Origin of the sequence: Brevibacillus borstelensis (assembly GCF_037834415.1) — a bacterium.
In the GTDB taxonomy this organism is placed as follows: Bacteria; Bacillota; Bacilli; order Brevibacillales; family Brevibacillaceae; genus Brevibacillus; species Brevibacillus borstelensis_A.
On record NZ_JAUMSJ010000020.1, the window covers coordinates 1 to 13493 of the forward strand.

Consider the following 13493-nt stretch of genomic DNA (forward strand, 5'->3'; position numbering starts at 1 on the left):
TTATTAATCGTCTGCTTAGTGCTCGTATTTTACTCTAAAATTTTTTGTTCCATCTGTTTTGTTGTAAAAGTAGACTGTCGCTGTATCGCCTTCAATGGTGACATATTGACTGGTGGAGAGTTTCCCTTCAATGGGACGATTTCCACCGTGTTGGACAATATATTCTACGTTGCTAATGTCGCCTTCTGCTTTAATGTAAAAGCTGTGTTTGCCGTGTCCACCATTGAAATCGAGCCTATCCGCACCTGACCTGTCCCATTTGTAAATGCTGTGAGAAATCCACCCTGTAGGCAGTGTGTAAGATGCTGTAACTTGGTGGTTCGCCGCATTATTGGCAGGTGACAGCGTTGACTGAGCCGAAGCGGGAACCGCCGCCAAAGCCAGCATTGCAACCGCGCTCAAAGTGACAAATACTTTTTTCATTTGAAACACTCCTTTTTTTGTTTTCTAATTTCTCCCATATATTCTCATATATTTCCATTTTTGTAAACACTTTTTATTTTATTTTATTTTTTGAATACAGAGAAATAGATTGCGTATCAATCATGAAAAGCTTGCGTTCCCTTTCTGCGCCGATCCTAGCTGCTGAAACTTACTGCCTCAACAGGTGCGAAAACAGGAAAAACGTCGCAAATATAAGAGCAGGCTATCGAAAATCGACAGCCTGCCTTTTTTAGGTCACCATATTTGTAAAACAACACCGTTGTTATCGTACTCCTGCAATAACTCTTAAACCCCGCGCTTATTTCCCCATATCCACGCGTGCAATTGCGGAAGGACCCTTACCGCCCTCAGTTCTTCCGATGCCATAACGGTATCTGCCAGCCATTCGTAGCGGTTCCCCAGGCGTTTTGCCAAAACAGATGGATCGCCCTCGGTCAGGTCGTCGTTCCCCACCTGCAAAAACAGTGGGACTTTTGGATATCGTCTGTGAACCTCAACGGCATACTGCAAATCCGGATCGTCGAACACGACGATCTTTAGACTGAAGTTCCGGCGGTTTTCCGAAAGCTTTATGGTGATTTCGTCCAGGATTGCCCAGTCGGTGGCCATCTTGGAGCTCGGCGGCTTCGGAGACAAGGTCAATTCATCAATCTTCGGGAACCAATCCTGCCAACGGCTGCCCTGCGTCTCCAGCGCAACGCCCATCCCTCGGCTGTGCAACAGATCGATCAACCCGTTCAGACCGCTGAGCAGCCCGGGATTACCTCCCGAAACCGTCACATGGGAAAAGGTTTGACCGCCTGACCGGATCAGCTCCGACACGATTTCTTCTGGTGTCAGCATTCTGATCTCGTCCTTGCCTGAACCGTCCCATGTAAACGCGGAGTCGCACCAGGCACAGGAATAGTCACAGCCGGCCGTACGGACAAACATCGTTTTCTGTCCGATGACCATGCCTTCTCCCTGTACGGTAGGGCCGAATATTTCGATAACGGGAATCCGGTCATTTGCCATGAGAATCACCTGCAAGCGGGCGGTACACCACGTAGCTGGTAGGCGTTTCCCTGAGAAAAATTTGCACGCATTGCGGCTTGTTCTTTGACTGATCGAGGTATGACTGAATGATTTCCCAGATCGTTCTGGCTACGATCTCTGTCGTCGGGTAACCGTCTGAATCGCTATCGCGAAAGAACTCCGCATGTTCATTCAGCAGGGAATGATCGAAACGGTCGTGGACGAGCTTCTTAATCACCGAAAAATTGGCTAAAAAGCCGGTATCATCGAGCTCATCGCCGGCGATCGTGACATTGGCGAAATACGTGTGTCCGTGTACGCGGCTGCATTTCCCCGCGTTTTCGGCTGGAATATAATGGGCTGCTGCAAATTGCAAGTCTTTGTTGAGTTCATACCGGAACGGATGAACGACAGAAGGATAGATTTGTTGAATCATGAAATCACGCCCCATTTCTCCGGGATAGATACTCTTGCAATCCTTTGTTCCGCAGACGGCAGGACGGGCATTGGCCGCAGCCGTCCGCGATGATGCCGTTATAGCAAGTAAGTGTTTTCTCGCGCACATAAGTAAATACGCCCAACTCATCCGCCAAATTCCACGTCTCCGCTTTTGTGAGCCACATCAGAGGGGTATCAATGACAAACGGATAATCCATCGCGAGGTTTAGCGTCGCATTCAGCGACTTGACAAACACGTCCCTGCAGTCCGGGTACCCGCTAAAGTCCGTCTCGCAGACGCCAGTGACGATATGCTTGGCTCCGATTTGTTTGGCCAAAACCGCGGCAAATGATAAAAACAGCAAATTGCGGCCGTCAACAAACGTCGTCGGCAATTGCCCCGCTTTCTCTTCAATGGCAATGTCTTGTCTCGTCAAGGCGCTTCTGGCAAGCTGGCTTAATAGCGACAGATCGAGTACATGATGCGTAATCTTCTGCTCTTTCGCAATTTTTGCGGCGCACTCCAATTCAAGGCTGTGGCGCTGTCCGTATTGAAACGTGACAGCCTCCACCTCCCGGAACGTTTCCATGGCCCAAAACAGGCACGTCGTACTGTCCTGGCCTCCGCTGAAGACGACGATGGCTTTCTCCTTTTTCATCTCCCAAGCTCCCTTCGCATTTTTTGAAGTTTCTATCGGGTTCCCTAAAGAAAAATGTTCACAGCCAAGCCTCTTTTGGACATAACAAAAAAACGATATCTAAGGAGATACCGTTCCTTAGTTTTTTATAGAGGGTGTGCTAGAACCTCTCCTGAATCCATCCCCGCAAAATCTGCGTCCGGATCAATTCAGCATTGTATGATGTTTAACGACATTGTATCATAACGGCCGGGGAAAATCCCTTTAGAAAACGCAGGAATTTTTGAGGTTTCCAAGCAAAGGGACATCCAGCCAAAGGATGTCCCTTCTTGCGTGTTTTCCCATCAATGATAAGGAAATTGGGTGGAGTATCCGCTGAACTGCTGATAAGCCTGCTGAAGTTTCTGCTGCTCCTCCGCCTCCAGCTTGTACCAGCCTTTTTGGAACATCAGGTTGTACATATCCCGAGCGCTTTGGTGCGTCTCGTTCAACATCTGCAGAAGGTCGGCGTACAACTGCTGATGGCTGGCCTCCCGCACGGCAACATTGAGGCTGTCAGTCAGGTATTTGCAGGTGGCAAGGCCGTCGTTGATAAAGTCCCGATCGTTCATTTGCGGTCCTTTTGCCTGGGGGAGCTGTCCGCTCTGTGGATTGGCAATCTGATTTTGATTGGGCATCGGGTTCTCCTCCCTTTACTGAGCCTGGTTTTGTTGTTGCTGCGTCTGGGCTTGAGGGATGGAAGCCATCGCCGCGGCGTTGTTTACCTGCAAATGGGTCAACAGCTTCTGGTAGTGCCGCTGATGCATCTGGCCGGCTTTTTCAAGCGCCTGCTTCACTTGAGGGTCGGTCGCTTGCTGGGCAAAGAAGTGAAACTTTTTAAAGGCCACAAGCTGCCAGGACAGGGCATCCTTCAGATAGCTGCAGTCCTTTGTGGTAATGGCGCGCGGCGGCTGGGGAATCGGTGCTTGCGTTTGCTGCGGAGCAGACATCGTTGCAGGCATCGGTGTTCTCCTTTCGTCATTCATGATGGGATACACACTTGTTAGCATGGGCAAGCAAAAGGGGAATATCCTCGCGGCGAATCAGCAAAAAAAGGCTGGAAGCAGAAAACTGCCCCAGCCGGCTATGTTTCCAATTCGAGATGAACGACTTTCAGATCGATGCTCGCAGGTGCGATGTTCAGACAATACGTCGCTTCCTCATGAAGCGATTGCTGCAGCTGGCGAACGAGCGGTTGCAGAGGAGTGCCAAAGGGCAGCCGCAGCGTCAGCGACACTTCCAGACGCGGCAAGTCCTCAAAGGTATAGACGGTCTTATGCAGCTGCGTGACGGCGGGAAACCTTTCGCATGTGACCTGGACGATTTTGCGCAGAACCTGGGGATGAATGATGATGCGTCCGCCGGTAAAGGAAGGATGGACGACAGTCGTTTCTCCAATCACTTCTTTTTTGGGCGAGAAAATTTGCTGGGCGGAGGCGATCAGGCGCTGCAGCAAATCCTTTTCCACCTCCACCCGCGGTATCGGGATAACGTGCTTGCCCTGCGTCTCCCGGACGTAGCGGGCGGCTTCGATCTCTTGCTGGGGCTTGATCGACTCGATCGGGATGTAGCGGACAGGGTCGGGCAGTTCGAGCGCCTCGACGATCCGCGAAATCATCCGGCGGGAGGTGCCGAGGATGAGCAAGCGCTGCGGATTGGTTAGCGAAAGCGTCCCGCGCACTTCATCGGCGTGATCCCGGTAGTGAAAAATCGCTCGTTTTACGGCCTGTATCTTTGTTTTTTCATATTTGGCGGAGGTCCCCGCCAGCTTGCGTCCCTGATGGATCAAAATGCCGTCGTCGATGATGGCGTCGATCCCGAGCCGATGGGCAAGCTGGAGGGCGCTGGTGCTTTTTCCGGTTCCGCTTGTTCCATAAAGGGCGTAGATCTCCATGCGCGTGTTCTCCTCGATTTGATTCGTTTTTACCAGTATACACGAAAGCGAAGACGGGCGGAAAAGCGCAAAGGCTTACCGGTACTGGGCCCCAAGCTCACGGGCTCGTTCGGCTGCGCGGAGAACGGCGGAAGTGATCGCCTGCTGAAAGCGGAACGATTCCAGCACTTCCAGTCCGGCTTGGGTGGTGCCTCCCGGACTGGTCACCTTTTTCCGCAGGAGCGCCGGTTCGTCCGTAGAGTGCAGCAGCATCTGGGCTGCCCCCAGCAGCGTTTGGAGCGTCAGCTGCCGGGCCATTTCCCTGGAAAGGCCAGCTTTTTCGCCCGCGCCTTCCATGGCTTCCACCAGATAGTAAATGTAGGCAGGACCGCTGCCGGACAGACCTGTGACGATGTCCAGCTCTTCTTCGGCAACGGTGTAGACGGAGCCGATGGCTTCAAACAGCAGCGTGGCAAGCCGGAGCTGCTCCTTTGTGACGAAGCGGTTGGCCGCCATGCCGGTCGCCGACAAGCCGATGGCGGAAGAGGTGTTGGGCATGGTTCGCACGATGGGGCAGTCCGTATCGAGCCATTCGCCGAGACAAGCGGTGGAGACGCCGGCGATGACGGAGATAATCAGCTGCTCGTTGCGTACCAGGCCCCTCAGGCTTTGGCAGGCGTCTGCAGCGTCTTTCGGTTTCATCGCCAGAATCAGGATGTCCGATTGGGAAATCAGTGTTTGCTTGTCCGTACACGCGGAGACGCCGAATTGTTCGGACAGCCAATGAAGGCGCTCCTGGTTGCAGCGATTGGTGATCAGCACCTGCTCCGGCCTAAGCAGTCGGTTTTTGACAATACCGGCCAGCATGGCTTCTGCGATGGAGCCTGCGCCCAGAAAACCGATGCGCATGGTTTGAAGGTTGATGCTACTCATGCTGAGTCCTCCTTTATCTGTACGAGGGCTTGCCTGTTTTCGCTTCCCCGGGGGTAGCGAAATGGCGAGCCCGCTCGCAGCTGTTTTGTTTGCAACTAGCGGATTTGGCCACAGCCGCGGACGACGTACTTGCTGGTCGTCAGGGCGGTCAAGCCCATCGGGCCGCGGGCATGCAGCTTCTGTGTACTGATGCCGATCTCCGCGCCGAAGCCGAATTCTCCGCCATCCGTGAAGCGGGTCGACGCGTTGTGGTAGACGGCAGCGGCATCTACCTGGGAAAGAAACAGCTCGGCCCTGCCGCGATCTTGAGCGACGATCGCTTCAGAATGACCCGTACCGTGGCTGGCGATATGTCCGATGGCGTCCCCGAGACTGTCGACAGTGGCCACCGCCAAAGTCAGGCTCAAGTATTCGGTGTCCCAATCCTGTGCTGCAGCCGCTGCCAATCGGTTCGTGAGACCGGGGTGCCGCATGCGCGTTTTTTCGCAGGCCCGAAGCTCGATGCCGGCGGAAAGCAGCCGGGCAAGCAAGCTGTCTTGCAGCTCCAGCGGCCAGCTTTGATGGATCAGCAGGGTCTCGGCAGCATTGCAAACAGCCGGGCGGCTGGTCTTCGCATTCAGGATGATCGCCTCCGCCATGTCGTAGTCGGCCGTTTTGTCGATGTAGACGTGACAGTTCCCGACGCCTGTTTCCAGGACGGGGACAGTCGACTTTTGCAGTACGCGTTGAATTAGCGAAGCGCCCCCGCGGGGAATGATGACGTCGATCAAGCCAGTGGCTGTGCATAAAAGGTCCACAGCCTCGTGATCGGGGTAAGGGAGGTACTGCAGGGCCTCTTCAGGCAGCCCGGATCGCTTCAATGCTGTGCGAATGCATTCCGCAAGCGCGAGGTTGCTGGAAAGCGCGCTCCTGCTGCCTCGCAGGACGATGGCGTTGCCAGTCTTGAGCGCGATGGCGGCAGCATCCACCGTGACGTTCGGACGTGCCTCGTAGACCATCCCCACCACGCCGAGCGGGACGCGAATCTGCTCGATAACCAGGCCGTTTGGACGGGTCCAGCGTTCCATGACTTCGCCGACCGGATCGGCTTGCTTCGCCAATTGCCGCAAGCTGTCCGCCAGATCCTGCAGCCGCTCAGGCGTGAGCCGCAGCCGATCCAGGTAAGCGGCGGGCTGTCCGTCCTGCTCTGCCCGGATCAGGTCCTGTCCGTTTGCCTCCAGGATCGCAGCCTCGTTTTGCAGCAGTTGCTTTGCCGCTTCGTACAGGGCAGCGTCTTTTGCTTCCTGGTTGAAGCGGGCCAGCTTGCGAGACGCTGCCTTTGCAAGCTTGATTTGTCCATAAACTTGCTCGTTCAGAGTGCTCTCCATATTCCCATCTCCCTTCGAATACTGAAGCGGGTAAAACCGCTATTTGTCTATCTGGCTAAATACGCAGCCTCCGTCCATTGATCGCGGTGGATCACCGTGCCGCTGGGCTTCGGGGGCTGGCTTGCGGACAACAGGTCCCGCAGCTTGCTCGCGTCGTAGCGGCTTACGCCTCTGCCGATCAGGCGGCCGTCGCAGTAAACGTCGATCACTTCGCCCCGCAAAAAGCTCCCGCTTGCTTCCAAAACGCCAGCCAGCAGGAGGCTTCGCCGCTTTTCCAGAACAGCCTCGGCCGCACCTTGATCAATCGTGATCCGGCCGCTGACAGGGGAGTGCAGGGCAATCCACTGCTTGCGGGTAGGAAGCGCGTGGAGCGGCGCTTCTTCTGGCTTGTGTCCGACATACGTGCCCTTTCCCTGGCCCCGCAGCACTGCGATCAGGTCGTCCGGCTCTCCCAGATGCCCGATGAATGTAGAGATGCCGAGGTGGTGGGCTGTCTTGGCAGCGATGAGCTTCGAACGCATGCCTCCAGTACCAAGCTGCGAGGCGCCGCCGGCAAGTCCCTCTACTTCTTCCGTGATCGCCGGCAGGTGGGGGATGCGGACGGCGTCATCGTGGCTGCGCGGATCTTTGTCGTACAGTCCGTCCGTATCAGTCAAAATCAGATAGAGATCGGCGTGAACGAGTCCGGCAACAAGCGCCCCGAGCATGTCGTTGTCGCCGAAGGTAAGCTCTTCCACGGAGACCGTGTCGTTTTCGTTGATGATCGGCAGGACGCCTTTCTCCAGCAGGAGCGATAAGGTTTGGAATGCGTGTTGATAGCGTCCCCGGTGTGAAAAGTCGCTGCGTGTTAGTAATATTTGCGCAATTGTGAGCCCGTAAGAGCCGAACAGCTGGGTGTAGGTCTGCATCAGCAGGCTCTGGCCGATCGCGGCTGCCGCTTGTTTGGCCGCCAGCGTTCGCGGTCGCTGCTGATACCCCAGTCCCTTGAATCCGCTTGCTACCGCCCCCGAGGAGACCAAAACGACCTGATGCCCTGCCTCCCGCAGCTTGCTGACCGCGGAGACGAGCAGAGACATTTTGTACGGGTCCAAGCCTCCACCCGCGGCGGCAAGCGAGCTGCTGCCCACCTTTACGACCAGCCGCAATTTCCCCTTTTTCATCTCAGAGCCTCCTTGTCCGGAAAAATGAAAAAACCCTTTCGTTCCTTGACATAAGGACGAAAGGGTTCATGTGCCTTCGCGGTACCACCTTACTTGACGATAGGAGCATCCAAAATGCTCGAATATCGTCCAGCTCTCTTTCTTTGATAACAGGTGAAAGAAACCCGTCCAGGTTGTCCCTGGCAGCTCGGGGGGTGGGTTCAAACCGTATCGCGGGCGAAATCTCTCAGCCGCTGAATTTCGCTCTCTGGTCCGGACATGCGATTTTACTAGTCCCCGTCATTGCAATCCGTATGCGCTTATTAATTCATAATTATTCGCATGGGGGGATAAAAATGTCAAGAGGGTTATTCAAATTGTTCGCTGCCGTAGGCACCTGTTCTCGATTTGATTTCATACCGCTTTGATTTTTTGTCGCGAACGAGCAGGTACGTAATCGACCTCTCTGACGCGAAAGAAGAGGGGGCAGCCTCGCTAACTGTGACAAGCAGGCCGTCCGGTGTCTTTTCCAGGCTCGTGTTGCCGGTTGAAATCAGCACGGGATAAAGGGCGGAGGGATTTGCCAGATAAACCTGCCCCTTGACCACCTTGGTGGTCAAATGATCGTACATCCGCTCAGCCATAGGGCGAGTCCAGTAGCGGGAAAAATAGGAGACGATCTTCTCCCGGCTGTCGAAGCGGGAGGGAAGCGCCCGATAGGTCAGCCCGTCTTCGCGAATCGGCTTTTTTTTGCTGTCCATCGCGGCGTAGTAAAGCTCCTCCCAGACGTGCTCGGCCCGGTTGAGGAAAATGACCGTGTCGGCTTTGCTTTCTCCCAGCTTCTGAACAGCGGTTTGTTTTTGTGCCGTTTTGGCCGTTCCCTTCTCGTCTTTTGACCCGGCGTTGCAGCCTGTGAAGAGAGCGGCCGCCACAAACAGAATCAACCAGCGTTTCATGCCAGCACCTCACTTCTCCTAACATGATTCTCCCTTCTAGCATGCCTGCGGCAGAGAACAGCCAATCGCGTTAACTTTTTCCTGATGGGACAGACGAGACGAAGTGAAAGAAACAGGAAACAGATAGGGGTTGTTTCCAACCCGTATTTACGGCTATCATGAAGGGAGCCATGCAGTTCGAATAGTTGAGGTGGATAAATCATGTTTGGTTTTGGAAAAAAAGTAAAAAAGATGGAAGGTACGGATGTACTGATCATTAAAACAGAAGAAGCAGCCAACCGGGATTTTTACCAGGTGGCTTTTCCCAGCATGTATGCAAACGATATTGTTAGCATGTTGCGAAAATTGGAGCGCTCTGCTTTCAACCAGCCCGAATACCTCGGTGAGATCGGCGGCTTTCGCCTGGTTACCCACCTGGAAGCCATGATGGGCATAACTGTGATGGACGAGGCTGACATGGAGGGGCATCCCGTGCAAATCCAGGACTTCGCCAATATTTTGCTGCGCCGTCTGGAAGCGCTGGAAGAGCGCGGCGTGTTGGGGGAAAATGAGGATATTGCCTTCATCATGGGCGAGTTGACGATGCTTAGAGACGGAAGCTTCATTCCGCAAAACTGATCGCAACCATCCGGGATAATCCGCGTGGAAAAAGGGAGAGTGCGTAGTTTTCACTTCTCCCTTTTTTATTTTCGCCCGTAGCTGGAAAACAAATATGCAACCAACAGGCTTGCAAAACGTATTAAACATGGGACCTTCCTTCCCAGTGCCACACCTAAGGAGGTACAGGATGATAGAAATTCAAAGCGTTACCAAAAGCTACAACGGTACGACAAAAGCAGTCGACAACCTGCAGTTGACGATTCCCAGCGGTGAAATATTCGGTTTTCTGGGGCCCAACGGAGCTGGAAAAACCACTACAATCAAAATGGTTACAGGAATCACCCGTCCCGATCGCGGTACGGTGCTCATCAATGGCAAGGATATTTTGAAAGATACAGTCGAAGCCAAGCGCCAGTTTGGTTTTGTCCCGGACAGTCCCGATCTGTTTCTGCGGCTGAAGGGGCTGGAATACGTCAATTTCATGGCGGATATGTACGAGGTTCCGCACAACTTGCGCAAGGAAAGGATCGAGGTTTTGGCGAAGCGGTTTGACATGACCAACGCCTTGACCGATCCCATCCAGAGCTACTCGCACGGGATGAGGCAAAAAATCATTATCATGGGTGTGCTTGTACACGAGCCGGAGGTCTGGATCATGGACGAGCCGCTGACCGGTTTGGACCCGAAATCATCGTATACCCTCAAGGAAATGATGCGGGAGCACGCCGACTCCGGGCGGACGGTGCTCTTTTCGACCCACGTGCTGGAGGTGGCGGAAAAGCTGTGTGACCGGGTAGCCATCATCAACAAGGGAGTCCTGCAATTTTGCGGAACATTCCGCGAGATGCAGGAGCACTTCCAATCCGACGAATCACTTGAGCGCCTGTTCCTGGAGATGACCGACCATGAATAAGACCTGGCAATTGACAAAAGTGCTGCTGAAAAACGGCAGCGGAATCTGGGGAGGCAGGACAAAGGACGGCTGGAAAAGGGCCGTGCTGCTGCTCTTGGTTTGTGTTGGCCTTGTGCCGATGTTGTCCGCTTATGTCATGTTGACGTCAGCTCTTTATGACGGCTTGAAGCTGGCCGGACAGGAAACGGTTCTCCTGGGCTTGGGAATGGCGGCGGCATGTCTCGGCATCTTTGTGCTTGGCATCTTTTACGTATTATCCGTCTTTTTCTACTCACAGGACGTTGAGCATTTGCTCCCGCTGCCGCTCAAGCCTGCTCATATCATCGGCGCGAAATTTCTCCTCACGCTTCTGTACGAGTACATGACGATGGTGATCCTGCTGGGGCCGCTTTTGATTACGTACGGAGTGAAAAGCGACGCGGACGCCCTCTACTACCTGTACATGCTGATCGCCTTTTTGGCGCTGCCGGTCATTCCCGTAGTCCTGGCTTCTCTTGTGGCGATGCTGTTTATGCGGTTTACCAATATCGGCAAGAGCAAAGACCGATTCCGGCTGGTCGGGGGATTGGCGGCCATCGCTATCGCAATCGGGTTTCAGGCATTCGTGCAGCGCGGGGCCAAAACGATCGAGAATGCCGAGCAGCTGCAGGAAATGATTTTGTCCGACAAAAACCTGTTTCTGTCGCTCGTCACCCAAATGTTTCCGACCAGCAAACTGGGGGCCATGGCTTTGGCAGAAGCCGGGACGCTGGCTGGCATGGGCTATCTCGCGGCTTTTCTGCTCGTCTCGGCAGCTTTCGGAGCGGCGCTCATCTTTCTGGGGGACCGCTTGTACTTTAAGGGAGTCATGGGGATATCGGAGACGGCAGCCAAGCGCAAAAAAGCGAGCGCGGAAGAGTTTGATCGCATGACCGGAAAGCGCTCTGCCTTCGTCGCCTACGCGATCAAAGAGTGGAAGATGCTGTTTCGCACCCCTGCCTTCCTGCTCAACTGTGTTCTCTCCAGCTTTTTCTTGCCGCTGATTGCCTTCCTTCCGCTGGCTACACGATCAGATGGCTTGGCCGGTCTTGCGGAATACGGGGCGATGCTCCAATCGGAGACAGCGGCAGGGATTGGCGTTGCGATCGCAGTAGCCGCGGCCATGTTTATGACGACTACGGGAAGCATATCGGTGACAGCGATCTCAAGAGAGGGGCAGGGTTTTTTCGTCAACAGGTTTCTCCCGGTTCCCGCTTCAGTAATTATTTTAGCCAAGGTTGTGCCGGGAACGGTCCTGGGTATTTTCAGCCTGCTGTTGCTGGAGGTATTGGCGGGGGTCCTGCTGCAGGCTCCAGTCTCCTTTCTGCTCTGGGCATTTTTGGCGTCTGTACCGGGCATACTGTTCGTCAATCTGCTTGGAATCATGATCGATCTGAACATGCCCAAGCTGGACTGGGATTCGGAACAAAAAGCGGTGAAGCAGAACATGAACACGCTGATTCCGCTGGTCATCGGGCTGGCTGTGTCCGGATTGATCTTCTTCCTGGTGCTCCAGGGAGATGCCGCGGGTTCGACGGTCTCGGGTACGGTTTGCGGCCTGTTTGTGATCGTGGACCTGATTCTGTACCGTATTTTGATGAAAAAAGGACCAGGCTGGTTTGAAAAAATCGGCTGATGCTCGGCGAGCCGAACCGGGGGCCTCTAAAGCCTCCGGTTTTTCTTTTTAAAACAATTCGTTAGAACTAAATGGGTTTGTGCATAAAGCCGTTTATTTTTCGTGGAAGTGGGTGAAATGAACCATTTTTAGTTCTTGTGACCCACTTCTATCTGTTCAATTTCTCTGTCAATCTTTACAATTGTAGAAATGATTGGTATTTTTGTCTCGGGTCGAGTAGTGTTTTGGTAAGGGAAAAATGCAACCAACCGTCTAGGCGGACCTGCCGGATGGAGAGGGAATAGCTAGGCTAGGTACATAAGCTCAAAAAAAATTCAGAAAGGAGTACATTATGCGTAAACGGCATTCTCTTTTCCTACTTATTGTCGCGTTCCTGCTGCAGTCCGTTTTCGCTGTCAAACCGAGCGCGGCGGAAACGTACTACGATGATATCAAAGGCCACTGGGCTGAAAAGGAGATCCGTTTTCTCGAACAGCGGGGCATCCTCAAGCATGGAGGAAATCGCAACTTCAACCCTGACCGTATGGTGTCGCGCGGAGAAGCTATGGCGCTCGTCAACCGCGTGCTGGAGGATGTATACGGAAGACTGGCGAAGCCCGTCTCTCAGCCGTACCTCGATCATCGCTATCCATTGAAAACGGAAATCGAGGGTCTGGTCGCCAACATGCAGGTGCTTCTTGATGTAAATACCGGATTTGTCAACGATTACAGACCGGGTGATCGGATGGTCTTCAATCTGCACCTCGCGTCCAATGGCCTGCTGATGAAAAAGCCGCAAACAAGCTATCCGGATTGGTGGATGCCGACTCCTTACCTGCAATATCCGCTGTCGCGGGAAGAGGCAAGCATGATCCTGTTCTACGTGCTGTCACCGTACAAGCTTCGCATCACGGATCCCAAAATCAACGATGTAAGGCTGTTTTATGACGGCTATTTCCAATGGAAGCAAAAGAGCAGCTACGTCGATACGGCGTCTCCTTATGCGGAGGCGATTCGCGAGTTTAAGCTGTTCGGCGGGCAGCGAAATTTTGATCCGTATTCCAACATGACCAGAGGGCAGTTTGCGGTTGTTCTCACCCGTCTGCATCAATTTTGGGAGGGAGACGGCAGCCAGCAGTTCAATGAAAGCGCAAGGCGGCAGCAGATCGCAGCAAGCCTGCTCTTAACGGCAGCCAATCGGGCGTTTCTGGACAAAGATCAGGAGCGCTTGTCATCTTATGTAAGCGAATCTGCCATAGAAAGCCTGACCAGACAAAACGCAGATTTGCCGCTGCATGATTACGGGGCCGTTTTGGAGGTCAAAAAAGACGAGAATAATACAGACAAATTATGGGTGACTGGGAAGTACGAGCAACGGCAGGTAGGTCCTTACGAGCTGGAGTTCCTTTTTGAAAAGGACGATTCCAACCCGTTTGGGCAAAAAATCACATCGATCGTATTCAGAGAGAGATAAGGTAAAAGAAGGGAGCAGCCGACCGCCCGGGA

The 13493-nt window shown here is 53.7% G+C and carries 15 protein-coding genes and 1 riboswitch; of the genes, 4 read left to right on the top strand and 11 right to left on the bottom strand.

Translation table 11 applies throughout. From position 1 onward, the window contains the following. Window positions 1-15: 15 nt before the first annotated feature. The 11 genes from Q3F21_RS16285 to Q3F21_RS16335 all read right to left on the bottom strand — a co-directional run bounded on the left by Q3F21_RS16285 (window position 16) and on the right by Q3F21_RS16335 (window position 8841). A complete protein-coding gene (locus Q3F21_RS16285) occupies window positions 16-423 on the bottom strand; it encodes a hypothetical protein (RefSeq protein ID WP_340255049.1) in 408 nt (135 codons plus the stop codon). A 306-nt stretch (window positions 424-729) separates the two neighbouring features. After that, window positions 730-1458: a 7-carboxy-7-deazaguanine synthase QueE gene (queE, locus tag Q3F21_RS16290; protein ID WP_340255052.1), complete on the bottom strand. Its 729-nt coding sequence runs from the start codon at window positions 1456-1458 to the stop codon at window positions 730-732. Then, window positions 1448-1894 carry a 6-carboxytetrahydropterin synthase QueD gene (gene queD, locus Q3F21_RS16295; RefSeq protein ID WP_340255055.1) on the bottom strand — a complete coding sequence of 149 codons (447 nt, stop codon included), beginning with the start codon at window positions 1892-1894 and terminating at the stop codon, window positions 1448-1450. The genes queE and queD overlap by 11 nt, the downstream gene beginning before the upstream one ends. Window positions 1895-1898: 4 nt before the next feature. After that, window positions 1899-2555: a 7-cyano-7-deazaguanine synthase QueC gene (gene queC / locus Q3F21_RS16300; RefSeq protein WP_340255059.1), complete on the bottom strand. Its 657-nt coding sequence runs from the start codon at window positions 2553-2555 to the stop codon at window positions 1899-1901. Between the two features lie 111 nt (window positions 2556-2666). Further along, window positions 2667-2710: riboswitch (PreQ1 riboswitch) on the bottom strand. 168 nt (window positions 2711-2878) lie between these two features. Beyond that, on the bottom strand, window positions 2879-3211 hold the full coding sequence (locus Q3F21_RS16305; RefSeq protein ID WP_340255062.1) for a spore coat protein: 333 nt from the start codon (window positions 3209-3211) through the stop codon (window positions 2879-2881). A gap of 15 nt (window positions 3212-3226) precedes the next feature. Beyond that, window positions 3227-3535 carry a ferritin-like domain-containing protein gene (locus Q3F21_RS16310; protein WP_340255065.1) on the bottom strand — a complete coding sequence of 103 codons (309 nt, stop codon included), beginning with the start codon at window positions 3533-3535 and terminating at the stop codon, window positions 3227-3229. A gap of 122 nt (window positions 3536-3657) precedes the next feature. Then, complete coding sequence (locus Q3F21_RS16315) at window positions 3658-4467, bottom strand: hypothetical protein (protein WP_340255068.1); 810 nt, start codon at window positions 4465-4467, stop codon at window positions 3658-3660. 75 nt (window positions 4468-4542) lie between these two features. Continuing rightward, entirely contained in the window at window positions 4543-5379 is an 837-nt protein-coding gene (gene proC / locus Q3F21_RS16320) for a pyrroline-5-carboxylate reductase (RefSeq protein WP_340255071.1), read from the bottom strand. 95 nt (window positions 5380-5474) lie between these two features. Further along, complete coding sequence (locus Q3F21_RS16325) at window positions 5475-6746, bottom strand: glutamate-5-semialdehyde dehydrogenase (RefSeq protein ID WP_340255074.1); 1272 nt, start codon at window positions 6744-6746, stop codon at window positions 5475-5477. A 47-nt stretch (window positions 6747-6793) separates the two neighbouring features. Next, entirely contained in the window at window positions 6794-7906 is a 1113-nt protein-coding gene (proB, locus tag Q3F21_RS16330) for a glutamate 5-kinase (protein ID WP_340255077.1), read from the bottom strand. Between the two features lie 347 nt (window positions 7907-8253). Then, window positions 8254-8841 carry a DL-endopeptidase inhibitor IseA family protein gene (locus Q3F21_RS16335; RefSeq protein WP_340255080.1) on the bottom strand — a complete coding sequence of 196 codons (588 nt, stop codon included), beginning with the start codon at window positions 8839-8841 and terminating at the stop codon, window positions 8254-8256. Window positions 8842-9042: 201 nt separating this feature from the next. Here Q3F21_RS16335 and Q3F21_RS16340 point away from each other — a divergent pair, with 201 nt between their 5' ends. From Q3F21_RS16340 to Q3F21_RS16355, 4 genes are all read left to right on the top strand, one after another. Further along, the gene (locus Q3F21_RS16340) at window positions 9043-9459 is read left to right on the top strand and encodes a hypothetical protein (protein WP_340255083.1); all 417 of its coding nucleotides are present in this window, start codon (window positions 9043-9045) and stop codon (window positions 9457-9459) included. A 169-nt stretch (window positions 9460-9628) separates the two neighbouring features. Then, window positions 9629-10354 carry an ABC transporter ATP-binding protein gene (locus tag Q3F21_RS16345; RefSeq protein ID WP_340255086.1) on the top strand — a complete coding sequence of 242 codons (726 nt, stop codon included), beginning with the start codon at window positions 9629-9631 and terminating at the stop codon, window positions 10352-10354. After that, complete coding sequence (locus tag Q3F21_RS16350) at window positions 10347-12008, top strand: putative ABC transporter permease subunit (protein WP_340255089.1); 1662 nt, start codon at window positions 10347-10349, stop codon at window positions 12006-12008. The genes Q3F21_RS16345 and Q3F21_RS16350 overlap by 8 nt, the downstream gene beginning before the upstream one ends. Window positions 12009-12339: 331 nt before the next feature. Beyond that, the gene (locus Q3F21_RS16355; RefSeq protein ID WP_340255094.1) at window positions 12340-13461 is read left to right on the top strand and encodes an S-layer homology domain-containing protein; all 1122 of its coding nucleotides are present in this window, start codon (window positions 12340-12342) and stop codon (window positions 13459-13461) included. The last annotated feature ends 32 nt before the right edge of the window (window positions 13462-13493 follow it).